Below are 25,740 nucleotides of genomic sequence, written 5' to 3'. Positions count from 1 at the left end.
TTTTAAAATACAACTATGAAAAAATTAGCCATTCTGCTTTTACTGGCCCTAGCGGCTTGTTCAAACGATGATTCTGCGGATGAGGAAAGGGTAAATATGATCATCGATCATCATTACGAGATGGGTGTGGGAGTAGGGCCTGTACCCGTGCTCAGAGTTCAGGAAGGTGATCAGATTGCATCAAATCAATTTCAAATCTTCTATGGAGGTATAACAGGTTTTAACTTTGAACCGGGATTCGTATACGAGCTTGAAGTACTCAAGAGAAATGTTGAGAATCCTCCAGCTGATGCACCCTCCATTGAATACATTTTAGTAAATGAGGTTTCAAAAATGCCAGTTCCGGCAAACACGACATTTGAAATGAAGATTAAAGACTTCGGGACTGAATTTGTTATTTCTGAAACTGATGGTACCTATAACTTTTTAAGCTTCATACCGCTAGATTGTCAGCAAAGATGCAATGAACTGGAGCAGGCGATCCAGAATAATTCTCAAGTAGTGGGAGTTTTTGAACATGATGGTAATGGAGGCGTGGTTTTGATCGATATCTTATAGTTAAAAATCTCAAGGATATTTTCTACCTCAAATAACTTTTTAAATTTACGGAACAGACTTTGTAATTGTGATTACAGAATAAAACAAATCTGTTGACAACCATGAAAAGATCAATTCTATTTATAGTTTCCTTATTACTTCTGACCAGCTTTCAAACAGGTGTGGAAATGCCCCCTGTCCAAGACCCGGCATTTGAAGAAGGGGAGTGGTTCAAGTTCCGTATCCACTATGGGATTTTTAATGCCAGTTATGCAGAGTTGCATGTGAAAAACGCTAGGCTGAAAGGCGAAAAAGTCTACCACATCAAAGGAACGGGAAAATCTACAGGTCTTCTTGATCTATTTTTTGAAGTGGATGACCGTTACGAGACCTACATAGATCGCGAAGAGGTAAAGCCTTATCGATTTATTAGAAAAATCAATGAAGGTGGGCATACAAAAGACATTCAGATTGATTTTGACCATGAATCGGGTACCGCGCTTTACCATGATAAAAAGCACAAGAAAAAGAGCACGCTAGAAATCAAGCCTCAGTCGCAAGATATGATGAGTGCTTTCTATTTCTTGAGAAACGCGGTAGACGTTAAAACATTAGCTGTGGGTGATGAGTTTGTGTTACCCATGTTCTTTGATGAAGAGAATTACGACTTTAAATTAAAATTTCTGGGGCGCGAGGTGGTCGATACTAAATTTGGCGATGTCGCTGCACTTAAATTCAGACCCTACGTGCAATCTGGACGTGTGTTCAAAGAAGAAGAGAGTCTTACCGTCTGGATTAGCGATGATGACAATAAGATCCCTTTAAAAATCCAGGCAAAACTTGCGGTAGGCTCACTTACTGCAGATCTAGATGCCTTCAAAGGTTTGAAGCATAGCTTTAGGATTATTCCAGATTAAAATCCTTCTGTTCAAATCTGACGAGTCAGTTTTTTAAAAATCTAAGGCGTTCATAACTCTGTTCATGCTAAAATCATAACCTGTTGATAGACTGTTATGAGATTGTTATTTTTGCGATTAGCCTAAATAACGTCTATGCAAGATACGCTCAGTCCCGAGATCACGGATCGCATCAAGCTCCTCGAGGAGAAATTCAAGAATTCTGGTCAGGATATGCTATCCTATATGGACGGCTTATTGTACGACACCTACACGACATACTGGGATTATATAAGACTGGATACGCTTTTGAGCCTTCAGGTTCCCAGTACGGAGTTTCCTGATGAGATGATATTTATAGGCTATCATCAGATTACGGAGCTCTACTTCAAGCTTATTATTCACGAGCAGAAACAGATCATCAATAGAGAGGATCTCACGGCAGGTTATTTTGAGGAAAAGATCAATCGCATCAATCGCTATTTTACCGTTTTGATCAACAGCTTTGACGTTATGATCAAGGGAATGGAACGCGAGCAATTCTTAAAGTTCCGCATGTCGCTGTTGCCGGCGAGTGGTTTTCAGAGCGCACAGTTCCGTATGATTGAATTGTATAGTACAGATCTTGTGAATCTGGTGCATGCTGGTGATCGAGCACGCTTTCGCGAAAGCGGAAAACAGAATAAAGTTTATTCCGAGGAAGGTAGGGACGAAAGCGAGACAAGTCCAACTCAAGAAGACCTGTTTGAAAATATCTACTGGAAAAAGGGCGGGATCGACCGGGCGACTGGTGAAAAAACACTTACACTAAAGCAATTTGAAAAGCGTTACACACCTAGATTCTTGAGAATTGCAAAGGAAGTTAAAGCTAGTAACTTGAATCAGAAATACCACCAGTTACCGGATTCAGAAAAAACAGAACGTCTCAAAACAGCTCTCAAAAATCTGGATCAAAACGCAAATGTGAATTGGTTACTCATGCATATGGGCGCGGCGCACCGCTATTTGCGCAAAGAAGGTAAGGCAGTGGACGCAACGGGAGGAACTAACTGGAAAGAGTTCTTGCCACCACATTTTCAGAAAATTTCCTTTTTTCCTGAGCTGTGGAGTAAAGAGGAACACGATAACTGGGGAAAACAATGGGTAGACCATGTTTTGAACACAAAATAAAGATGACAAAAACATTAATCTATTTTCTGGTCTCGGCAGCCTTTCTGTCAAGTTGCAAAGAAGATAAAGAAGTTGAGATCGTTGAGGAGGAGCAACCGGTGGAACTTGCTGAGGTGCTTCCCATCATGAAGTACGGTTACAACCTTAACGATTACGAGATCATTGCAGACACCGTAGAACGTGGAGATACTTTTGGAGACCTGATTGACGCACATCTTATCACCGGTCAGAGTACCTTCAGAGCCGCTCAAGCACTTGATGAAGTGTACAGCGTGAGACGCATTCAAGCGGGTAAACCTTATAAGATTTTAAAGCATCGGGACAGCCTTAACTCTATGGCGGCTTTTATTTATGAGCCTAATAGAATGGAATATGTGGTGGTGAATTTTGCCGATAGCCTAAATGCATTTAAAGGCAATCACCCAGTATCCTACAAGCGCAAAACCGCCAGCGGAATCATAAAAAGCACCCTGTCTGAAGCTATGGAAGATGAAGGTCTGGGCATCTCTGCTATTAATGAACTTTCAGACATTTATCGCTGGTCTATTGACTTTTTTAGATTGCAAAAAGGTGACCGATTCAAAATGATCTACCGCGAGCGCTACATTAATGATACGGTTTTTGCTGGTATCGAAGAGGTAGAAACAGCCGTATTTGAGACTGATGGCAATCCTTATTATGCCTTCAGCTTTGTTGCAGATAGCACAGCCCAGGTTCATGATTATTATGATGAGACAGGTAAAACCCTGCGTAGTTTCTTCTTACGGGCTCCGGTAAATTATACACGCATTTCCAGCCGATATAGCGGCAGACGTTTCCACCCGGTACAAAAACGATGGAAAGCACACTTAGGAACTGATTATGCCGCAGGTTACGGAACGCCCATTATTTCTACGGCAAACGGTGTGGTGATAAAGTCTGGTTATACCAGAGGTAATGGTAATTACGTAAAGGTGAAGCACAATGAGACTTACACCACACAATACCTACACATGCAAAAACGACTGGTTAAGGTGGGACAGCGTGTCAAGCAAGGACAAACCATCGGTTTGGTGGGTAGTACAGGTCTTGCGACTGGACCGCACGTGTGTTACAGGTTTTGGGTAAATGGTAGACAAGTAGACCCCTACAAACAAAACCTTCCAGCGGCAGAGCCTTTACCAGAAAACAAAAAAGAAGAATACCTAGAATTTATACAGCCGTTACAAGAAGAGATAGATCTGCTTCCCTTCAAGGAGCTGGATAACGATTTGCTTTAAAGCTACTCCCACATGAAAAATATTAACCCTACGCAAACCCAAGCCTGGAAAAAGCTTGAGGAGCATTTTCAATCGGTTAAAAATATAGATCTCAGAGAAGCTTTTGCTCAGGATGCTAATCGGGCTAAAAACCTGACCATTGAAGTCGATGACTTTTATGTAGACTTTTCAAAAAACCTGATCAATGAAAATACAGTTGCTTTATTAAACGATCTGGCAGATGAATGTAGGCTGAGCGAAGCTATAGAGTCGTATTTTACGGGAGAAAGAATTAATGCAACCGAGGGTCGTGCCGTTTTGCATACGGCTTTACGTTCAGATATAGGTGGCGTAAAAGTTTCAGAAAATGTGGAAGCCGCTGCCCAGAACCATCAAAAGATGTATGAATTCGTAGATGGTGTACATCAAGGCAAATTTGTAGCACATAACGGTAATAAATTTGACACGGTGGTAAACATCGGTATAGGCGGTAGTGACCTAGGTCCAGTAATGATCTACGAAGCGCTTCAAGCTTACAAAACCGATATCAACGTGCATTTTGTATCAAATGTGGAAGGTGATCACGTTGAAGAAGTGCTCAAGAAAATCGTACCAGAAAAGACACTTTTTGTAATTGTTTCAAAATCTTTTGGTACGCAAGAAACCCTTACTAATGCTACCACAATAAGAAATTGGTTTGAGCAAAAAGTAGGTAAAGAAGCGGTGAGTAAACATTTCATTGCCGTGAGCAGCAACGTTTCTCGAGCGACAGGTTTTGGAATTTCAGAAGACAATATTTTTCCCATGTTTGATTGGGTAGGCGGTCGTTTCTCACTCTGGAGTACGGTAGGAATGTCCATTGCGCTTGCCTTTGGGGTAGAGAACTTCAAGAAATTACTTGCTGGTGCCGCTTCCATGGACAAGCATTTTAAAGAGGCGCCATTTGAGAAAAACCTTCCTGTGCAGCTGGCTCTCATGACGATCTGGTACAATAACTATTTTAAGGCAGAAAGTGAGGCTGTACTACCCTATTCCCAATACCTTCACAGGTTACCGGCATACTTGCAGCAAGCCATCATGGAGAGTAACGGTAAGAGTGTCGATAGAAATGGAGATCTTGTGGATTATCAGACCGGTAATATCGTTTGGGGTGAGCCAGGGACTAATGCCCAACATGCTTTTTTCCAGTTGATACATCAAGGTACTAAACTAATTCCCGCTCATTTTATCGCTTTCGCGAAAGCGAAATACCATCAACCAGACCACCACAATAAACTCATGGCTAATTTCTTTGCACAAACGGAGGCTCTAATGAACGGGAAGAGCGTGAAAGAAGCGAGTGCTGATATGGTTCAAGCTGGAAAATCAGACGCTGAAATTGAGAAGTTATTGCCCTTCAAAGTCTTTGAGGGAAACAACCCTACTACTACCATTTTAATTGATGAACTCACTCCGGAAAGTCTAGGTAAGCTTGTGGCGATGTATGAGCACAAAATTTTTGTGGAAGGTGTGATCTGGAACGTTTATAGTTACGATCAATGGGGTGTTGAATTAGGTAAGGTGCTCGCAGATCAGATCCTTTCTGACATAGAAAAAAAGGATACTGGCACTCATGATGCAAGCACAACAAATCTTTTACGCAGATTTTACAAACTGAATTAACTAATCAATTGATTTTCAGATCGATATTATTATTCAAAGCATAGCGTTCTTAATATTCGCTTAATATACAGACTGGAATAGCGGAGTACTTTTGCAGAATCAAACACTAAATAATTCTGCGATGAACAGAACATTACAATTTTTCATAACACTAGGGCTGTTATTGAGCTCTTTGTTCATGACTGGACAGGTTACGACTTCCAGTATTAATGGTCGTATTTTAGAAGGTGAGGATGAGCCACTTCTAGGAGCAACGGTACAGGCTGTTCACACACCCACTGGGACTCAGTACGCAACTTCTACAAACATTGAAGGGTACTACCGTATTCTTAACATGAGAGTAGGGGGTCCTTACACCATTACTATTACCTACGTAGGTAAAAATGAGGAGGTTTTAACTGACATCTACTTACAGCTAGGTGAGTCAGAAAACATTTCTCTTACTCTATCTGATGAGCAAAATGCTCTTGATGAAGTAGTCATCAACGCTGTACGTGATGGAATTTTTGATTCCAGCACTACGGGTACTAATACAAACATCTCTACTAGGGAAATCAATACTCTACCTACTGCTACAAGAAGCATAGGTGATATCTTACGTAAGACTCCACAAGCTCAGGTAAGTGAAGGTGGTGCGATTTCAATCGCTGGTCAGAACAACCGTTACAACTCTATCTTCATTGACGGTGCTGTTAACAATGATGTTTTTGGTCTCGCCGGTACAGGAACTAATGGTGGTCAGATAGGTATCAATCCTATTTCACTAGATGCGATAGAGTCGTTCCAGGTAAACATCGCTCCTTTTGATGTAAGACAGTCTGGTTTTACAGGTGGTGCAATCAATGCCATTACTAGATCAGGTACTAACAACTGGGAAGGTAGTGCATATTATTTTACAAGAAATGAAAAGCTTGCTGGTAAGACTCCTCAGGCAATCATCGATCTAGTAGATGAAAACAACGGTTCTGATCCAGCTCCAGATCGTGAGCGTCTTGATGAGTTCACCACTAACCTTTATGGTGCACGTGTAGGAGGACCGATCATCAAGAATAAACTTTTCTTCTTTGCAAACGTTGAGGTGGAAAGAGAAGAAACTCCAAGACCCTTTGACGCTGAGAACTATATAGGTTCAAGTTCAATCTCTGACATTGAATCTTTGCGTAATAATTTGATAAACAACTTTGGTTACAATCCTGGAAGTTTTGAAAATACGGTAAGAAGTTTAGATACAGATCGTTTCACGGTAAGATTAGACTACAACCTGAACGATAAAAACTCGTTCACGCTCAAACATAACTATGTAAGAGGTGAGTCTACTTCACCTAGCGGTAGTGGTAATACTTCTATCAACTTTGCAAATGCCGGTATCTTCTTCCCATCAGAGACTAACTTCTCTACTTTTGAGTGGAACAGTAGCTTGACTAATGAGCTTTCTAACAATTTGATCGTTTCTTATACAACTGTAAGAGATGATAGAGATCCTATAGGTGGAGCATTCCCAAGAGTTTCTATTAATGACGGTCCTGGTTCAATCACTTTTGGTTCTGAGGCTTTCTCAACTGGAAACATTCTTGATCAAGACGTATTGACCATCACAAACAACTTCAACATTACTAAAGGTGCTCACAACATCACTGTAGGTGGTAACTTTGAAATGTATGACATACGTAACGTATTCATCCGTCAGAACTTCGGTCAGTACAGATTCAATTCTCTAGCAGACTTCAATACTTATTTTGACAATGATCCTACAAACGATGCTGCACCTACAGACTATGACTATTCTTATTCCTTACTAGATCCAGCTGGTACTACAGGTGATGATGCCACTGCAGCGGCAGCTCAGTTCAGATACTCTCAGCTTGGTCTTTACGTTCAGGATGAGTGGAGTCTTACAGATAACTTCAACTTGACTTATGGTGTTCGTTTCGACTTACCTTTCTATGAAGATGGTACCGTAAACGATGACTTTAACAACCGTACGGTTGCATTGCTCGAAGCAGCTGGAAAAGATCTTGAAGGAGCTCGTGTAGGTCTACCTATCAATACTGAAGTACACGTATCTCCACGTCTAGGTTTCAACTGGGACGTGTTCAACGATAAAAAGACGCAGCTACGAGGTGGTCTGGGAATCTTTACATCTAGAATTCCTTTAGTATGGCCAGGTGGTGCTTATAACAACAATGGACTTTCTGTAGGTGGTGTTAATGAGGGTGACTTTGATAATGGCGATCTTCGTTTTGTAGCTGATCCATTTAACCAGCCTATAGGTAATGGTCCAGCGCCAGGTTCAGGAACTTTAGGTGGACAAATCGACTTATTTTCTCCAAACTTCAAATTACCACAAGTTGCTAAGTACAACATTGGTATTGACCAAAAAACAGGTGTCTGGGGCTTGATCGCAAGTGCAGATTTCTTATATAACGAGACGATCAATAACGTAACTTATCAGAACTTGAACCTTAGAGAGCCTGTAGGTACTCTTAACGGTGCTGATAACCGTCCATACTACAATAGATTTGATAGAATCGACGATCAATACACGGGAATCTACCTAGGTACAAATACAAATGAAGGATGGTCTTACACAGCTTCTTTCGTTTTAACTAAGCCATTTGATAACGGTTTTGCAGGTCAGGTAGCTTACTCTTATGGTCAAGGTAAATCTGTATTTGAAGGAACATCTTCACAAAACAGTTCACAATGGAGAAATTCTGTAACTGTAAATGGTAAGAACAGAACTGAAGTTGGAAACTCTGCTTTTGCATTAGGTCACAGAATTAATGCTAATGCTTCTTACAGAATGGACTGGAATGAAAACATCGCTACTACAGTTAGTTTGTTCTATAATGGTGAGCAAGGACCTACTTTGAGCTACGTTTATCAAGAGGGTAGAGATCTTCTTAATGATGACTCACGTGATAACGCGCTTATCTACGTTCCAAGAAACCAAAGCGAGATCAACCTAGTTCCTTATACTGATGGTGCTGGTAACGTAATCAGTGCAAGCCAGCAATGGAATGCTCTTGATGCGTATATTTCAAGCAACGATTACCTTGATGGTAGAAGAGGTCAGTACGCAGAGCGTAACGCAGACCGTGGACCATGGAACCACGTAGTAGACTTGAAAGTGATCCAAGACTTCAGTATCGACTTTGGAGGTAAAAAGCACACGCTTCAAGCAACTGCTGATATTTTCAACTTCTTCAACTTCTTGAATAAAGACTGGGGTCGTCAAGAGTTTGTTCCTAATGATTTTGGAGAAGTAGCCCCACTTACAACAGTAAGCGGTGGACCAGATCCTGCTTTCAACTATGACATTGATTTTGCTGAAGGTCAAGAGCAGTTTGATGACAGCGGTATCCGTTCTTCAAGATGGCAAGCACAAATAGGACTTAGATATATATTCAACTAGTATTTGTTGAATTAGCTTCAAGAACCCTGCTCATTTTAGAGCAGGGTTTTTTGTTTTGCTCTATTTTTGAAAATCAAATTTGATGCTATGTATAATATTCTCAAACACGCACATTCTGGCTGGGCCTATCTTTTAGTTTTAGTTGTTCTCGTTGCCACAATCAATGCGTTGATTGGCCTTTTTGGTAAGAAAGATTTTGGCAATAGGGATTTCAGCCTTGCGTTAGTCGGTCTTATCGTTACTCATATCCAGCTACTGTTAGGACTCGCGTTATGGGCATTTTCACCTTATTCAAACATGTTGTTTTCAAATACCTCTCAAGTGATGGGTAATGATGGTTTGAGATTGCTGGCACTCGAGCATCCGCTTACCATGATTATTGCTACCGCAATTTTGACCATAGGCTATTCTAAGCACAAAAAGCAGTTGGTGAGTAATGCCAAGTTTAAAAAACTTGCGATATTCTATACCATCGCGTTGATTCTCATATTGTCTCGCTTGCCGTGGAATCAATGGCTGGCATAGGGAAATATCGTGCTGTTGTTGTAGGCGCTACTGGTTTGACGGGTTCTTATGTATTGAACTTATTGCTGGAAGATGAGGATTATGTAGAGGTGGTTACGCTTTCGCGAAAGCGTATCAACAACAAGCACCCCAAACATAAAAATCATCTCGCAGACTTATTTGATCCCAGTACTTACTCCGAAAATCTAAAGGGAGATCATTTATACATCTGTACGGGAACGACTCAGGCAAAAACACCTGATAATGATGAGTATTACCGCATAGAACATGATTTGCCTGTGCTTGTTTCAGAAATTGCGCTAAAAAATGGCATGAAAAAAGTGATTGCGATCTCTGCATTAGGAGCTGATCCAGAAAGTCGTTTTAGGTACAACCGAGGTAAAGGTGAGATGGAACGTGATATTGAGCAATTGGGATTTGCAGAGGCTTATTTTGTCCAGCCCGCCTTGATAGGTGGTGACCGTGAAGAAAAGCGAACTTTTGAAGCCACATGGAAGAAATTTCAAAAAATTATTGATCCTTTGCTGGTGGGCTTTCTGAGAAAGTATAGAACCATTTATCCTAAAACCATAGCGCAATCCATGATCTTTATTGCTAAGAATGGTTATGCCGTTTCTCGTATCGAGAGTGACGAGCTCAAGCAAATCGCTCAGAAATATTAGTAAGCATGCTTCAGGAAATCGAGCGTAAATTTAGAATTCAGGATCCATCATTTCTCAATGGAATGGTAGGAACCAAAATCGCTCAAGGTTACCTCTCTGCCGATCCAGAGCGAGCCGTGCGCATCAGGATCAAAGGCGATCAGGGGTTTATTACGATTAAGGGTAAGAGCAATGCATCTGGAACCACTCGGTTTGAATGGGAAAAAGATATCGACAGTAACGAGGCGCAGGCTCTTTTGGATCTATGTAATCCAGCTATAATTTCAAAAACCAGGTACGAAGTTAAGCACGATGGCAACACGTGGGAGATCGATGTCTTCCATGGAGCAAATGAAGGTCTTCTCATCGCAGAAATCGAACTCAGAGACGAGAACCAAACTTTTTCTAAACCTGATTGGTTAGGAGAAGAGATAACTGGAGATCCTCGTTATTACAATTCATACATCAGTCAAAATCCTTTTTCAACATGGTAAGAAATGTACTTTCAATCATCCTCGTTATTATGCTGGCATCATCTTGTAAACGAGATGTTGAGCAACAAAAAGTGGTATCACCAGATCCTACAGCTACTGATTCACTAGAGCTTGTAAAACGTGCCGATTCACTCAAAAAAGCTGGTTACAGCGTGTTTACCTATGAAGAAGGTGGTGAGCAGTATTTGATGCAAGAATATTATATGGTTCAATTACTGACCGGTGAAAACGATTCTCTGCCCAAAGAAGAAATCACACGCCTGCAAACGGAACACCTCAAACACCTTTCACGCATGTATGAAGAGGGATTTGCCAGTCTGATCGGGCCTATGAACAATGGTGGTGAGTGGCGCGGCATAGTGGTTTTCAATACACCTACTTTACAAATGGCAGATAGTCTGGCTAATCTCGATCCGTATGTGAAAAGTGGTGTGATGAAAGTAAAAACCACCGGCTGGTGGACTGCCAAAGAGGGTAAATTGAGGTGATAGCACCTCTATATTACACCCTTTGTCCTGCGGACATTTTCCTCAAGAGAAATTAAATTATCAACTTATTTCTTTAAGAGAAAAATTCGAAACCCAAGATTAAAATCTCGTCACTCAAAATTCACGTAAACCTTAGCTGAATTCCCGTCTTCATCTATGGCAGAGATAAGATGCCTTCCTGGATCAGCGATGAGAGCTAACTCGTGAATGCCTGAAGTAGTTTGAATGAACGCGTCATCTAAATACCAGAAAACTTTTTTCTCCCGATTTCTGTGAGCCAATTCAAAAACGGCAGGATTTAAATTGCCATCCTTGTCTTTAGTGATGCTTATCGTAGTATTATGCGTGGGATTTATGAATCGCATCATTTTCTCGTCGACCGTTGAGCAATTTTCTAGATAATCAGGCAAACGCTCATAGGATGCATGGGATTTTGCGTAGTAATAGGACATCGCTGGCGGCAATACTAGATGGGTTTTATGCTGCATCTTTTCAACGGGATAACAACTTGCCTCGACACGATAAGAACCTTCTTCACTCAGGTGGATGATTTGGTGATAAGGACATGGGGGTGTGCGTTCCCCTTTGACGGGAATATATTGTATTTGCGTTTCTTCACAATTTAAACCAGCGAGATGTCCACTGGCAGCACAGACTTCTAGTTCTATGAGGTCATCGTAAGGTTTATCAAACCAGGAACTTTCTGGAAAACCATTGAAAACGTCAAATAAAATAGGCGCCGCACTATCGATTCCCGTGAGGTCAGCGCGTCCTTCACCGTCTGCATTTCCTGCCCATACTCCTATCACATATTTAGGCGTTACTCCTATCGCCCAAGCATCGCGATTCCCAAAGCTGGTTCCTGTTTTCCATGCAATCTGGCGGTTGGGATTGAAAAAATGCCAGATTTCCTCTCCTTCGGGTCGATTGACTTTTTTCATGGCTTCAAAGGTGTGGTATATACTGGCTGCGCTAAACACATTGGGTTCTTGAGACCATTTTTCAGTCGATTTGGGTCTTTGAGTTTCCGCTGAAACATCTAATCTGCGGTCATTGAGCGGAGTCAAAACGCCCGCTTTCGCGCGGTCACTGAGCGGAGTCGAAGTGAAAGCGGAATCATCCGAAACATATGAAACCGGTTGATGCTCCTCTTGATCGTACTGGCTGCTTTGAGAAGTGTAATTCTTGAGGTCCCGTGCCAAGTGCAAATAGGCTCCTGACAAGTCCCAAAGACTGCTCTCAGCGCCACCTATGATAAGACTTAAGCCATAAGTAGAAGCGCCGCGATTGATATCTGGTAAATGCAGGTCTTGCAACCTGCCGTAAAATTTTTCAACACCATAATCTTGCAGCATCCGTACCGCCGGAACATTCAGTGATCGAGCGAGTGCTATGGATGCTGGCACGGCACCACGGTAAGTGCGGTCGTAATTTTCAGTTTTATATCCATCTATGGTGGTAGGAATATCCTTGACAAACGTGTCTGGTAAGAGCAAACCTTCATCAAGCAAGGAAGCATAGAGAAAGGGTTTTAAAACACTTCCCGTGGATCTGGGAGCCGTGGTAATGTCTACGTCTTTGCTATGCTCCGCGCTGGTAGGCGCATTTCCCACATAGCCAGCGACACTGGCATTCTCTACATCTAGAACTAGAATCGAGAGATTGTAGACGCCATTTTGAGCCAGCTTATGGTAATGGTTTTCCGCAATCGTATTCAGACGTTGCTGTAATCCATAATCTAGAGTTGATGTGATTTTTTGAGTACCGTATGCATTGCGAGCCCTTTGCAGCAAATGAGGCGCCAGTTGAGGTACACGGTAATCTTTCAATGGAATTTCCTCCAGCAAAGCGAGTTCGTATTCCATATCAGAGATGATTTTTTCTTCATTGAGTTTAAGAAGTAATTGATCTCTTTTTTCTTTAAGAATCGACGAGCGCTGGCCAGGATAAATCAGCCCGGGAGCATTGGGCAAAACAGCTAGCATGGCACTTTCTGCCCAGCTGAGATCATGAGGTTTTCTTCCAAAATACCGCCACGAAGCCATTTCTAGCCCCACGACGTTTCCACCGTAGGGAGCGTGAGAAGCATAGAGTTCAAGAATTTCTTTTTTAGAATGTCGCAGTTCCAAACGAGTAGCCCATATGAGTTCGATGATTTTCTCTAGGTAGTTGCGATCTCGCTTTCGCGAAAGCCGTATAACCTGCTGCGTGATTGTACTACCGCCACGTACCACCCGGCCAGCATCAATGTTTTGTTTTAGAGCCTTGAATATAGAAATAAGATTGAACCCTGGATGGCTGTAAAAATGAGCGTCTTCATATTGTAAAACACATTGCTTGTAACGATAAGGCACGCTGTCCACTTCAGGAAAACGCCATTGCTCATCTGCAGCGATGTGGGCGTCCAGCAGCTGACCATCACTGCTTTCCAAAACCGTTGAATAAGTAACGTCAAAAAGCTGCTCTGGAAGACAGGAATAATACCAAATCCCGAGCACAAGTAGGATCAGTATTTTGAATTTGTGTTTGAAAATTGACGATCTCAATGAGTTGAAGAATAAACTTTTTATATTCCATAACAAGTTAATGGGTTTGTCGGTTTGAGCAAATAAAATTTTATAGCATGGCTTGAATTTCAGCACAAGCTGCTAATGTGGTGTAAAAATGTGCTAAATTAGCATCAAAAAGTCATGACGCGACAAAGTATATCTTTAACGGAACCGAATGATACATGGATGAAGGAGTTATTGAACTCTAAAGAGTATTCCAGCAAAAGTGAAATAGTTAACGACTTAATCAGACAGGCACGTAAGCAACAAGCTGAAATTGAGTTCATAAGAAAAAAAATTGAAGCTGCTGAAAAAAGTGATTTTACAGATATGACCAGAGAAGAAATTCTTGAGGAAGCAAGACGTCGGTCGACATGAAATATCGTCTTAGCCTTGCGGCAAAAGAAGATTTAATAAGAATCTTCAATTACGGAAAGCTCAGATTTGGGGAAGATCAAGCAATCAAGTACTACAATCAGCTTTTTGATGCATTTGACAGAATAGTAAAATATCCGAAAGCTTTTACACAGGTTGATCATATTAAACCAGGTTATCGACGATACGTGTGTGGATCAGATAGTATCTATTATAAGATTAGTACAGATCATATCGAGATTATGACCATAATAGGAAATCAAGATTTCTAATAATTGGAGTATTTAGAAACAATTTTTTTACCTGCATTTCCTCTCGACCCATCAAATTCGGGAATTTCTAAATTCCTTTCCCTAGCAATTCTTGAATAATAATCTTTCCTCGACTCGTGCGGCTCGCTGATCGCATGGATGATTTTAGGAGGATTCTTGGCAGAGATCAGCTTTGTCATGAGTTCAATAAGATAATCTTGTGAGACAAGATTCACCGGTGCGTCTGGGTTGGATAGACCTTTCCGACCCGCGAGATATTTTACGGGATGCCGGTCTTGACCTATTTGACCGCCAGAGCGTAAAATGATACTTTGAAAACCACTTTTTTGAATGATGTTTTCAGCTTGAATGAGCTGCTGAGCGGAGGCGCTGGAACAATTAGGGATACTATTTTCATCATATTTAGGATTACCTTCTCGACCCTCAAAAACCGATGTGCTTGATACAAAAAGAATCCTATTTAAACCGTAAGGTTTTATGGCATCCATTAGCAAATTGATGCTCCCGCTGAAGTTGTACTCTGGGTTTTTTCTCGTTCCGGGAGGCAACGAGAAAACCAGCTGATTAAGACCATTTAAGAAACCGTCTATCTCTCCATTAATTTTATCAGGAGTAAGTTCTACTTGATAGGGTTGGATATTCAGTTTTTCGAGCTGGGCAAAATCTTCTTTTTTTCTCACGGTACCTTTTACCGAGAAACCAGAATTTACCAGTTTAGAACCCAATGCTTTACCCAGCCAGCCGCATCCCAAAATTCCTATTTTTTTAGTCATTCTCCTCAATTGAAGGTGATTCAGACATATCTACCTGATTCAGAGTAACCGATTTCTTTCTGATCACGGCATCGTTCAAAACAAAAGGCATAGGAATTTGATTCTCTGGCCTTGAAGAGACGTTCAAGTCTTTGTTCTCGAGTAAATCAAAAGAAGCCGCGTAGATCATCAACTCAGGCTCTTGATCACTCGAGAAACTCATTTCCAGTTCCAGCGGTTTATTCTCGTTCACATAATAACTGATCAGGCGATTCCCGCGACGGTATGGGTAAACTAAGCCGGTTTCTTCATCAATTGGGGCTGGTTTTTCATTTGCGATCAGTTCGGTAAATTGATAGGTGGTATCGGCAAAAACTTCGTAGCGGTTGACCTTAGAGTTGCTGGATATACTCAATTTTACACGTCGATTCTGATTCAGGAGTGTGTCGCTCAGCACTTGAATGTTTAACGAGTCCATTGCTATGAAATCGGCTGGAGCGGTGTGTCGTATTCTCGATCTGTACTTGGAATCTGCTACATTTTTGCCCAGCACTTGCGCGTCCTCTGGAGCGTCGCCCAACTTTTCTCGGGTCCAATTGGTCAAGAAGGCGTCGTAACTCGCCCATTTCGCCGTTTTTGCATCTAGATCGGCTATATAGAGGAGGCTTGTGGATTGTGGTTGGGATTTTGAAAATTCCGCTTTCGCGAAAGCGGTAACTATAAAACCACCTGCTACCAGCAAGCAAATGATTGCTAGTAAACCCTTCTTGCGGTAGTGCCCAAAAATAGGCATCATCAACCCAAAGACGAGAACGGTCAAAATTCCGGCCAAGAAGAGGATGCTCATACCCAGCGCAACCGGAAAAGCTTTGATAAAGGGTACAAAAATGAAGATAGTGGGAATCGCAAGTAAAACGGTGAGAATGTAGCTGGGACGTTTCTGGTAAATGTTGAGCCAGACCAGAATCAATCCCATGAAAAAGGGAACCAGAAAAAAACCTGCACCAGGAAGAAAAATACCTGGAATCAAACCGCCGTCGCCCACCGGAAAACAAATAAGCAGCGCAATGAGCCAAAGGAAAAATAGCGGCGCAACCGAGTGACTGGCGATGCGATCACGGTGGTAGATAAGGTGGTATAAAGCAAAGCAAATGGCGAGTGCGAGTGCGCTGGCAGCCGCAACCCACCAGTAGCCATTGTATGGAAAAACGGAGCCTTTATCCACATAAAAAACATCGCCCGCTACCACTTGAAAACCATAGGTAATTAGTAAATAACTTAAAATTAAACTGATTAGAAATGGAACAAAACCTATGAAGACATCCTTTATTTTGATGCGTGATTTTTTCACTCCCAGAACAATCAGTATCAACAAACCGATTCCACCTACAATAATCATGATAGGCAACCATGAAAAGGGAAAACTTACAAGATCCAGTCCTGGGAGCGGGAAATAGACCAGATCATTTCCTTTCTCAGTTTTATAATCGCCTTTCCTGGCATCATTGGCAAAGAACTTTAACTGCGGCATGAGGTACGAACCTTGATGCGCGAGCGAATTGCGATCCAAGCGTTCATAATTATCCAGTTGCGTGTGGTAGTCAAAATGGTCGCCTATAAAGGCAAAGTTGAGCCCATTGATGTCTTTATCTACTCTAAAGACAGTGAGGTCCGTGCTGTTGGGTAGCATTTTGTAAATAGAGTAGGCAAGTGAGTTGGCAACGGGATAATCTACACCAGCATCGCTGAAGGCTTCAATGATTTTTTGGTTACCGCCATTAGTTTCCACCAGCATATAGCTGGGGCCACCGCTACCTCTGGATTCAAAGTTGAGCACTATGGCAACATCATCAGCCCAAGGATGTTCATTTACAAAGAGAGAAGCGCCATTGAGGCCCAATTCCTCTGAATCGGTGATAAGGACAATGACATCGTTTTTGGGTTTTTTGCCGCTATGTAAAAATGTTCTGACGCCTTCAATAATGGTGGCCACTCCACTTGCCGCATCACTGGCTCCCAGACTGGAGTGCGGATCACTATCATAATGAGTAGAAAGGACTACAGCGCGAGCGTCAGGATCTGTTCCCTCGATACGTGCCAAAATATTGATGGGTTCAGCAAGATTACCAAATTCATCGAGTGTAAATCCGCGCTGGGTTTCTACACTTAGACCAAGAGATTCTAGCTGTGTGATAATGTACTCTCTTGCTTTAGCATGACCAGGCGATCCTACATAATGAGGTTCTTGGGATAAGGCTTTTACGTGATTGAGTGCTCTTTGCGTAGACCACTCCTCTAGCGGGACGTTATCTTCTACTTCTGCGGATGGTGTCTGACTGTGAAATGCATACCAGCAAAGCAATAAAATCGCGATAAAAGAAATAGCTGAGGTAAAATGTGACTTGGGCCTCATAAATAGGGCGGTTTATTTAGGGAAAGTGAAAGTTACATAAAGATTTTAAATGGCAAGAGGCTGATGCTGTGTTTGCATTAATAAGAGTTGGACTATGATTCCAAACTCTTCAGGACTGAAACAATTCCTCAATAAAATACCTCACATAAAATGGTCAATCCATAACAAAAAAATATATTTGTATGTAACGCTATTTACATTGAAACTAGACCCTAATAAAATACCAACTGCTGAACTTCACGGCATTATGCTGGGAGCAGTTCAACCTAGACCTATTGCTTTTGCCAGCACAATTGATGAGGAAGGGAAAGTAAACCTATCACCTTATTCCTTTTTTAACGTGTTTAGTGCAAATCCGCCGATTATGATCTTCTCCCCTGCCAGAAGGGTAAGAAACAATACGGTAAAGCATACTTTGCTGAATGCCCAGGCCACCAAAGAGGTGGTGATCAACATCGTAAATTATGATATTGTCCAACAGATGTCTCTCAGCAGTACAGAATATGCAGAAGGTGTCAATGAGTTTGTAAAATCAGGGTTGACTGAAGTGGCTTCAGAAAAGGTGCGACCGCCACGCGTTGCTGAAAGCCCGGTACAATTTGAGTGCAAAGTGAAGGAGATTGTCGAGTTGGGACATGAAGGTGGCGCTGGAAACCTGATCATTTGTGAAGTGGTAATGGTGCATGTGAATGATGAGGTGCTGGATGGTAATAATAAAATAGATCCTTTCAAAATCGATACGGTGGCGCGCATGGGAGGCAACTGGTACTGCAGGTCTAAAGATGCAATGTTTGAAGTTCCCAAACCTCTTGCTTCACTGGGAGTAGGTGTGGATGCTATCCCTGAAACAGCTAGAAACAGTACGGTACTTACGGGTAATGATTTGGGAAAATTAGGAAACGTAGAAAAGATTCCTGATCAAAAGGCAGTAAAAGAATTTGCAATTGAAAATGATCTCATGAGTTTCAATGAGGTTCAAAGACATGCTAAAGCAAAAGAATACATAAGAAAGAACCAGCTGGAAGAGGCTTGGAAAATAATATTGATATAAGTGAATTATGGAAGTACAAGGAAAAATCAAAGTAAAAGGGGAAACAAAAACTTTTGGTAACAATGGTTTTCAAAAAAGAGAACTTGTCGTGACGACTGAGGAGCAGTACCCACAGCACCTCATGATAGAGTTTGTTCAAGATAAAACCTCTTTGCTTGATGCCTTTAATGTAGGTGATCAAGTAAAAGTGGGCATCAATTTGAGAGGACGTGAGTGGCAAAGTCCGCAGGGAGAAACAAAATATTTCAATAGTATTTCTGGATGGCGTATTGAGAAGTTAACTGCCAACCCGCATCAAGGAGCTCCAGAAGTGCCACCATTTGATGAATATGAGCCTATCTCAAACTCAAAAGATGAAGATCATGACGATCTACCTTTTTAATTGAGGAAGTAAAATTTATAGTTAGAATTAGAATCAAAAAATCCCGACCGCGAGGTCGGGATTTTTCTAATTAAATGGTTCAGTCTTCAAACAAACTCAAAAAAAGCAATGATGAAAATAAAATTAAATCCGAAGACTGTTCAAAGATTGTTAATTACTTTCAAATGTGCAAGTTTATGCCGTCAATCTTTGTAAAATCACCTTAAATGCAATCGTTTGAAATCTAGTTGATCACTATAAAATGTGGTTAGGCTATGGCGTCATCTAATAAAATAAGTACTTGTGGCTGATCGATTTCAAAAAAAATTTTCTTTGAAGTTCATATGCATCTATGATTCCATTTTTACAAACAAACGATCCTTTTCCTGATCCGAGAAAGGCTGCTGATCATGGTTTGCTTGCCGCTGGAGCAGACTTAAGTCTAGAGCGTTTACTAGATGCCTACAACAAAGGAATTTTCCCGTGGTATGATGATGGTGATCCTATTTGCTGGTGGAGTCCAGATCCCAGAATGGTCTTCAACCTTAGATCTGAGACGCCCATGAAGATTTCCAAATCGCTCAGACAGAGTAGACGCAATAAAGGTTACGAGATCAGAGAAAACTCTTGCTTTGATGATGTGATCAAGAACTGTAGTAAAGTTAAACGCAAGGGAGAACAGGGCACTTGGATCAATGATGATATGATTGCTGCTTATGTTCATTTACACAAAATGGGAGTAGCTAAATGCATAGAAGTATTTTCTGGCGATAAGCTTGTCGGTGGTCTTTATGGTATCGATCTAAACCAAAAGGGAATTTTCTGTGGTGAAAGCATGTTTTCCAGAGCAACTGATGCCAGCAAAATCGCATTGTGGTATCTAATTGAAAAGCTTCAATCCCAAGAATACAAACTTATCGACGCTCAGGTGTACAATGATCATTTGGCAAGTCTAGGTGCGGTGGAAATAGATCGTGAAGTTTTTCTCTCTCAATTGAATGAATAGTATAATCCAAGTTCTAAAAACAATAAACGTTCTGATGTTTTAGTGAAATCTTCTATGCGGTACGTGGTAACTAGCTGGAGTTTTATGTTCTCGTTCAGTTGCTGACCTAGACCTATCGCAAAGCGCTGGTCAAATGCTGGAGTTGTACCATTTTCTGCAATAAAAAGAGTTTCCCAGCTTCCGGTAAGATAAAATTCTGAGCTGTCCGTTCTAAGACCGTTTAAGGGTAATGAGCTGGAAAGACGGTAACGCCATCTGTGCGTGAGGCGGTCTGCACGCCAGCGTTGATCCCATCTACCACGATGAGCAATTTTGAGGGCGTTATACTTACGTGCAAAAACATATTGTTGAGTAGTGCGCAATTCTTCTGGGCGATCGTCATCAAAAATTTCACGGTACATGACACCCATGCCCAGCTGACTGTAGAAACCCACTTCATAAGTCGCAAACTGGGCTGCCTGAACATGCAGCGCTTGCCCTTCCTCATAAATTACACTACGCTGATTTAAGATCGTGTTGAATCCCCATCTCGAACCTTGTTGAAATGAGAAGGTAATCGAGGGATCGACCAGCACTTCATCGATCTGGCTATAGCAACAGAAAGGTAAAAGAAAAAATAAAACCCACTTAGAATAGCAAGAAATCATATTCTAGGCGTTTGATATCCCGTGAACTTATAAGCTTGCCGTATCGGTCAAACTGGAGTTCTTTGCGGTAGATTTTACGTTTTTCTTTAAACGCTACGATTAGTTCGTAGCCATTGAGATCAGAATTATTGATTCGGAGTTTGAGCTGAGCTGGGGATGTTGAATTTAGGAAATACTGCTCTTGAATTTTCTCGATTCGGTTTTTTGAGGTAATGCTGTCCAGTGATTTCTGGATACGTTTAAGTACCGCTTTAGCTACCTTTTTATTTCTAGTAAGTATTTCTACGTCTTCCAGTGCTCCCTTCTCGCTGAACTCAATGCTACGCTTGCGCCCTTCACACTTGCATTTCAGCTCGTAGCTGGTTTTGTCGCCATCTACTTCCTTGTAGAACTTGAGTTTTTTGCAGTTTTCGGAAAGTGCTTTAACCCATTTTTCAGTCTCAGCTGGGAATTCTTGAGATTCTATTCTAGATTCCTGCTCTTTTTTTATCTGTTGTGCTTGTACAGGTAACGCTTTCGCGAAAGCGAGAACCATCAAAATCCATAAAAACCTAAACTTCATCATATCTAAAACAGGATACCTCGTGATCATTTACCATACCTATAGCCTGCATGTAGGCATAGATGGTGACTGAACCTACAAACTTAAAGCCATTTTTTTTGAGATCCTTTGTAATGCGATCAGAAAGGGGTGTTCTAGAAGGGGAACTGTGGTAGGACTTGACCTTGTTTTTAATGGGCTCGTGGTCTGCAAAATTCCAAATGTATTTTGAGAAGCTGCCATGCTTTTCTTGCACTTTTCTAAAAGCTATTGCGTTTTTTATGATGGATCTTACTTTTAACTCATGGCGTATGAGACCTGAGTTGTTCATCAATTCTTGAACCTTGCTTTCATCATATTGAGCAATTTTATCCACATTAAAATGATCTAAAGCTTTCCTGTAATTGTTACGCTTGCGCAAAACAGTGATCCAGCTCAAGCCGGCCTGCATGGATTCCAGAATAAGAAATTCAAATAAGGTCTGATCATCATAAACGGGTACGCCCCACTCGGTATCGTGGTATTGTTCATATTGGGCATCGCCCAGACACCAGCCACATTTTTTTTTCTTCATGAGTTTTGAGATGTTCCTTACATTTAGGCATGCAAAAATCGTGTTTTCTTCTATTATTCTTTTCGTTTTTAATCACAACATCTGCACAAACAGATTCAAAAAAACAGGCCGTAGATGCTGCGCTTGATAATTGGCATGCTGCTGCAGCAAATAATGATTTTGACGCCTATTTTAACTTGATGACCTCAGATGCGGTTTTCATAGGTACTGATGCTACAGAGCACTGGCAGCGTAAGGAATTTGAAGAGTTTTCAAAGCCCTACTTCGATCGCGGTAAGGCCTGGTCCTTTACTCCTATAGCGCGCAACGTCTATTTCATCGATGGAGTAAGTTATTTTGATGAATTAATAAATACTCAAATGGGGATATGCAGAGGTAGTGGTATCTTGAAAAATGTTAATGGAAATTGGAAAATAGCACATTATGTACTCTCTATTGCTGTACCTAATGAAAACGTAAAAGCGCTGACAGAGTTGAAGCAAGATTGGGATGCAAAATTCATTAAGAACAAAAAGTGACTAAAACTCTGTTTGATGGATTGATTATTACCTTAGATTCTTGAGAAACATTTATGAATTAGGGGTCTTTTACATAATGATTTCTTAAATCTTCAAGGTTTGCGATCTATATTGCGCACCGCATGAAAAGATTATCAATACTACCGTTCTTATTAATTTTTATAATGTTCAACTTGAGTCATTCTCAGGCCTTACTGGAAGCTCCTTGGATGCAAGAGTTGTTGCTAGAAAAGTCACCCGAGGAACTAACCTATCAAGAAATCAAAGCTGCTGGCGATGCCTACTGGGAAACGCATGATAAAGAGGTTAAGGGTAGTGGTTTTAAACCTTATATGAGATGGCTTGAAACTGCTAAAGCTTATGTTAAAAAAGATGGAACGCTTCAAACTAATGCTGAGTTTATTGCTGAGCTTCAAAACACGCAAACTTTAGGAGTTCTAAGTGATGACTCAAACTGGTTGCCCGTAGGACCTTTTACTTACACAAATGCAGGGTCATGGTCTGCTGGTCAGGGACGTGTCAATTCCATGACGGTAGATCCTAACGATCCTAACACTTACTACATAGGAAGTCCAGGAGGTGGAACCTGGAAATCTACTGATGCAGGAGTAACATGGACTCCACTCAACGATTTTATCTCTAGGGTAGGGAGCAGCGCGGTTGCTATTGATCCTAACGATTCTGATATTATTTATGTGGGGACTGGAGATGATGATGCTGGTGATGCACCTAGCATAGGACTATTAAAAAGTACGGACGGCGGTATAACCTTTAATGCTACAGGGCTTCAGTTTTTTGACACTTTTGCAAATATTAGTGAAGTCTACATAGATCCTACTGACTCAAATAAAATCGTTGTCTCCTCTAATAGAGGTCTGTATATAAGTACAAACGCTGGGATAACGTTCAATCGTACGTTCTTTGGGAATGTGAAAGATGTAAAGTTTAAACCTGGAGACGTAAACACACTTTATATTTCAACATTAGACTCTTTTCATAGGTCAACAAATGGTGGCCAAACTTGGACAGAGATAAGTGCCGGGCTACCCTTCAATATGGGTAGATCGGTTATAGGCGTTACACCAGCAAATGCAAATTATGTATACCTCTTAATTATAGATTCACAAGCTCAATTATTAGGAGTATATCGATCTACCAACTCTGGATTGAGTTTCTCACAGAGAGATCGTGGTCAGGATATTCTCGAGAGTGGACAAGGCTGGTATGATCTAGCTCTTGAGGTGGATTCTAATAACGCAAATACAATCTACACTGGCTGTCTCAACATGTGGAAGTCAACTAACGGCGGTTCAAACTTCTTTAAAATGAATAACTGGAATCAACCTAATGATCCAGCTTATGTACATGCAGATGTTCACCAGATCAGGCAATTTGGCAATGAGCTTTTTGCACTTACTGATGGTGGTGTCTATCGCAGTACTAATGGCGGTAGTTCTTTTATGGATTTGACTGCTGGTGCTCAGATAGGTCAGTTTTATCGTATTGCTGTAGGACAGTCCAGCGCTGATCTCGCTGGTGGATTACAGGATAATGGAGGTTTTCTGAGAAAAAATGACAGTTGGACAAACTACCACGGCGCTGATGGAATGGATGCAGGCATTGATCCTAACAATTCAGATTTGCGTTACAGTTTTACGCAATTTGGTGGCTCATTAAATATTTCAACTAATGGAATAAGCCGAGCAGGTTCCGTTCAAGGTCCAGAACAAGGGAACTGGATCACACCGCTCAAAACCGATAGCCAAGGAAACATATATGCAGGTTATTCCAGTCTATATAAAATGGATTCAAATTTCAGCTGGCAACCGGTATCTCAATCTTTTGGAGGTAATATTGATGTGCTGGAGATAGATCCTAACGATGATAGCACTATCTATATAGGTTACAATTCGTTTTTATATCGCAGCGATGACGCTGGAGTTAATTTTAGTTTTGTTCAAAATTTTAACGACAACATCGCTGCCATTGAGGTGAATGGTAATAGTAGTAACACAGTTTATGTGTCTACATCTAGTAGTTTTGGACGAGTTTATCGCAGCACAGATAATGGGAACACTTTCAGTGATATTACTTATGATTTGCCTAACCTAGGTAAAAATGCTCTAGCTCACCAGCCTTTAAATGCTATTGAAAATTTGTATGTAGGGACATCTGCTGGGGTTTACAGACTTCAAGATAATGCCACCAGCTGGGAGCCATTTTTAAATAATCTACCTAATTCCAGTATACGCGATCTAGAGATTAACACTAATGATGGAATAATGACCGCTGCAACCTATGGTAGAGGAGTATGGCAGACCGCAATTCCTGTAGTAGCTCCAGCGATTGATGTGGCGATCACCAGAATTATTACCGATGGAGGAGACCTCGCATGTGCAGCGTCACCACTTAGTCTTGAAATTAGAAATAACGGAACATCTCAGATCAACCAGATTGACTTGGCTTACACTTTGAACAATCAAACAGCTGTAACTAGTCAGATAGCGGTAGCTGTTGCTCCAGGAAATACTCAGATTGTAAACCTACCTAATCTTAGCTTAAGTACAGGAACTAACAATCTTGCGGTTGAGGTAAGCGTTCCTAATGACGCATTTAGCTCAAATAATTCTCGCAGCATTGAGATTTCCATCAATCAAAGCGGCGCCTTCAACGATACCTATACTTTTGAAACTAGAGATTTTCTGACTAACGACAGCAATACCTGGCAGCGTGGTGTGCCTAATGGTTTTGTTTTAAATTCTGCGGGTGCAGGTAGTGATAATTTTGCCTATGCCACAAATCTGAACGGTAATCATGATAACCAACTCAACAGCTACTTGTATTCTGGATGTTATGATTTTTCAAATGTTTCTACGGCTCAATTAAGCTTTGAAATGGCATTTGAAATCGAGCAAGATTGGGACTTGTTATACATGGAGTACTCCACAGATCAAGGAGCTTCTTGGGATATTTTAGGTTCGTCAAATGATCCTAATTGGTACAATTCCAGTCGTTTCCCTAATGGTTCTAATTGTTTCAATTGTGTGGGAGCACAATGGACGGGTAGCGCAACTACCATGGCGACTTATTCTCATGGACTTGATTTCTTATCTGGAGAATCAAATGTGATTTTTAGATTCTCATTTGTTACGGATCAATCGGTTACCGAGGAAGGTGCAGTAATAGACAATTTTGTGATTTCAGGGACGGCTAGCAACGCTCAGGCTCAAATTGAAAATGACATTCAAATCTATCCGAACCCATCTTCGGGAGCCTTTAATATATCATGGAACTCCGGTAGCGAGTTTACCTTAAAGGTCTTTGATCTAAGCGGCAAAATGATTTCTGAACAAAGTGTAAGCGGCAACGCTACAGTACTGCAGCTGGATCACGTTTCACAAGGAGTGTATCTTCTCGAGATTTCAAGTGGTGAAGGTGCAAAGAGTACGCATAAATTAATCAAGTCGTAGTGATAAGTTAATGGGTTGAGTGTTTCCGCTTTCGCGAAAGCGAGATACTTCAAATTTTCACAAGACAAAACATTTACGCAGTTGAACGACGAATTTTGATTTACTTGTCAATACCTTAACATAATTTTTAAGGCAAAGCGGTATT

The 25,740-nt window shown here is 41.2% G+C and carries 23 protein-coding genes; 17 read left to right on the top strand and 6 right to left on the bottom strand.

Going from position 1 to position 25,740, the window contains the following annotated elements:
- Positions 1-15 precede the first annotated feature (15 nt).
- The 10 genes from BST97_RS09830 (at position 16) to BST97_RS09785 (ending at position 11,066) form a co-directional block, all read left to right on the top strand.
- The gene (locus tag BST97_RS09830) at positions 16-558 is read left to right on the top strand and encodes a DUF4377 domain-containing protein (RefSeq protein WP_085767071.1); all 543 of its coding nucleotides are present in this window, start codon (positions 16-18) and stop codon (positions 556-558) included.
- A 101-nt stretch (positions 559-659) separates the two neighbouring features.
- Complete coding sequence (locus tag BST97_RS09825) at positions 660-1,454, top strand: DUF3108 domain-containing protein (RefSeq protein WP_085767070.1); 795 nt, start codon at positions 660-662, stop codon at positions 1,452-1,454.
- Between the two features lie 135 nt (positions 1,455-1,589).
- Positions 1,590-2,603: a tryptophan 2,3-dioxygenase family protein gene (locus BST97_RS09820; protein WP_085767069.1), complete on the top strand. Its 1,014-nt coding sequence runs from the start codon at positions 1,590-1,592 to the stop codon at positions 2,601-2,603.
- Between the two features lie 2 nt (positions 2,604-2,605).
- Positions 2,606-3,862 carry a M23 family metallopeptidase gene (locus BST97_RS09815; RefSeq protein WP_085767068.1) on the top strand — a complete coding sequence of 419 codons (1,257 nt, stop codon included), beginning with the start codon at positions 2,606-2,608 and terminating at the stop codon, positions 3,860-3,862.
- 12 nt (positions 3,863-3,874) lie between these two features.
- Positions 3,875-5,503 carry a glucose-6-phosphate isomerase gene (gene pgi, locus BST97_RS09810; RefSeq protein ID WP_085767067.1) on the top strand — a complete coding sequence of 543 codons (1,629 nt, stop codon included), beginning with the start codon at positions 3,875-3,877 and terminating at the stop codon, positions 5,501-5,503.
- A gap of 121 nt (positions 5,504-5,624) precedes the next feature.
- Positions 5,625-8,918 carry a TonB-dependent receptor gene (locus BST97_RS09805; RefSeq protein WP_085767066.1) on the top strand — a complete coding sequence of 1,098 codons (3,294 nt, stop codon included), beginning with the start codon at positions 5,625-5,627 and terminating at the stop codon, positions 8,916-8,918.
- A gap of 87 nt (positions 8,919-9,005) precedes the next feature.
- Entirely contained in the window at positions 9,006-9,443 is a 438-nt protein-coding gene (locus BST97_RS09800) for a hypothetical protein (protein ID WP_085767065.1), read from the top strand.
- Complete coding sequence (locus BST97_RS09795; protein ID WP_245833530.1) at positions 9,431-10,105, top strand: NAD-dependent epimerase/dehydratase family protein; 675 nt, start codon at positions 9,431-9,433, stop codon at positions 10,103-10,105. The genes BST97_RS09800 and BST97_RS09795 overlap by 13 nt, the downstream gene beginning before the upstream one ends.
- 5 nt (positions 10,106-10,110) lie before the next feature.
- Positions 10,111-10,578 carry a CYTH domain-containing protein gene (locus BST97_RS09790; protein WP_085767064.1) on the top strand — a complete coding sequence of 156 codons (468 nt, stop codon included), beginning with the start codon at positions 10,111-10,113 and terminating at the stop codon, positions 10,576-10,578.
- Positions 10,572-11,066 (top strand): YciI family protein, encoded by a 495-nt coding sequence (locus BST97_RS09785; protein WP_085767063.1) that lies wholly within the window; start codon positions 10,572-10,574, stop codon positions 11,064-11,066. The genes BST97_RS09790 and BST97_RS09785 overlap by 7 nt, the downstream gene beginning before the upstream one ends.
- Before the next feature lie 110 nt (positions 11,067-11,176).
- On the opposite strand, the gene pbpC is transcribed toward BST97_RS09785, so the two are convergent.
- Positions 11,177-13,564, bottom strand: a complete 2,388-nt coding sequence (pbpC, locus tag BST97_RS09780; protein WP_245833528.1) for a penicillin-binding protein 1C — start codon at positions 13,562-13,564, stop codon at positions 11,177-11,179.
- Between the two features lie 192 nt (positions 13,565-13,756).
- On the opposite strand from pbpC, the gene BST97_RS09775 reads away from it, so the two are divergent.
- Positions 13,757-13,993 (top strand): ribbon-helix-helix domain-containing protein, encoded by a 237-nt coding sequence (locus tag BST97_RS09775; RefSeq protein ID WP_085767062.1) that lies wholly within the window; start codon positions 13,757-13,759, stop codon positions 13,991-13,993.
- Positions 13,990-14,262, top strand: a complete 273-nt coding sequence (locus BST97_RS09770; RefSeq protein WP_085767061.1) for a type II toxin-antitoxin system RelE/ParE family toxin — start codon at positions 13,990-13,992, stop codon at positions 14,260-14,262. The genes BST97_RS09775 and BST97_RS09770 overlap by 4 nt, the downstream gene beginning before the upstream one ends.
- Here BST97_RS09770 and BST97_RS09765 read toward each other — a convergent pair.
- Entirely contained in the window at positions 14,259-15,035 is a 777-nt protein-coding gene (locus BST97_RS09765) for an NAD(P)H-binding protein (RefSeq protein WP_085767060.1), read from the bottom strand. The two genes, BST97_RS09770 and BST97_RS09765, sit on opposite strands and share 4 nt — an antisense overlap.
- The gene (locus tag BST97_RS09760) at positions 15,028-17,427 is read right to left on the bottom strand and encodes a M28 family peptidase (RefSeq protein WP_085767059.1); all 2,400 of its coding nucleotides are present in this window, start codon (positions 17,425-17,427) and stop codon (positions 15,028-15,030) included. The genes BST97_RS09765 and BST97_RS09760 overlap by 8 nt, the downstream gene beginning before the upstream one ends.
- A 247-nt stretch (positions 17,428-17,674) precedes the next feature.
- Here BST97_RS09760 and BST97_RS09755 point away from each other — a divergent pair, with 247 nt between their 5' ends.
- From BST97_RS09755 to aat, 3 genes are all read left to right on the top strand, one after another.
- Positions 17,675-18,478: a flavin reductase family protein gene (locus BST97_RS09755; protein ID WP_245833695.1), complete on the top strand. Its 804-nt coding sequence runs from the start codon at positions 17,675-17,677 to the stop codon at positions 18,476-18,478.
- Positions 18,479-18,485: 7 nt separating this feature from the next.
- On the top strand, positions 18,486-18,860 hold the full coding sequence (locus BST97_RS09750) for a DUF3127 domain-containing protein (protein ID WP_085767057.1): 375 nt from the start codon (positions 18,486-18,488) through the stop codon (positions 18,858-18,860).
- A gap of 331 nt (positions 18,861-19,191) precedes the next feature.
- Positions 19,192-19,845, top strand: a complete 654-nt coding sequence (aat, locus tag BST97_RS09745; protein ID WP_085767056.1) for a leucyl/phenylalanyl-tRNA--protein transferase — start codon at positions 19,192-19,194, stop codon at positions 19,843-19,845.
- Here the strand turns inward: aat and BST97_RS09740 are convergent.
- From BST97_RS09740 to BST97_RS09730, 3 genes are read right to left on the bottom strand one after another with little or no spacing between them, the layout of a single operon-like run.
- Positions 19,830-20,492: a DUF2490 domain-containing protein gene (locus BST97_RS09740; RefSeq protein WP_085767055.1), complete on the bottom strand. Its 663-nt coding sequence runs from the start codon at positions 20,490-20,492 to the stop codon at positions 19,830-19,832. The genes aat and BST97_RS09740 overlap by 16 nt on opposite strands.
- Positions 20,473-21,084 (bottom strand): hypothetical protein, encoded by a 612-nt coding sequence (locus BST97_RS09735; protein ID WP_157111601.1) that lies wholly within the window; start codon positions 21,082-21,084, stop codon positions 20,473-20,475. The genes BST97_RS09740 and BST97_RS09735 overlap by 20 nt, the downstream gene beginning before the upstream one ends.
- Positions 21,044-21,607 carry a DNA-3-methyladenine glycosylase I gene (locus tag BST97_RS09730; protein WP_085767053.1) on the bottom strand — a complete coding sequence of 188 codons (564 nt, stop codon included), beginning with the start codon at positions 21,605-21,607 and terminating at the stop codon, positions 21,044-21,046. The genes BST97_RS09735 and BST97_RS09730 overlap by 41 nt, the downstream gene beginning before the upstream one ends.
- A gap of 29 nt (positions 21,608-21,636) precedes the next feature.
- On the opposite strand from BST97_RS09730, the gene BST97_RS09725 reads away from it, so the two are divergent.
- A complete protein-coding gene (locus BST97_RS09725; RefSeq protein ID WP_085767052.1) occupies positions 21,637-22,125 on the top strand; it encodes a nuclear transport factor 2 family protein in 489 nt (162 codons plus the stop codon).
- 122 nt (positions 22,126-22,247) lie between these two features.
- Entirely contained in the window at positions 22,248-25,595 is a 3,348-nt protein-coding gene (locus BST97_RS09720) for a T9SS type A sorting domain-containing protein (protein WP_085767051.1), read from the top strand.
- The last annotated feature ends 145 nt before the right edge of the window (positions 25,596-25,740 follow it).

It is taken from the genome of Nonlabens spongiae (assembly GCF_002117125.1).
GTDB lineage: Bacteria > Bacteroidota > Bacteroidia > Flavobacteriales > Flavobacteriaceae > Nonlabens > Nonlabens spongiae.
This window is presented reverse-complemented; position numbering and strand designations above follow the sequence as displayed.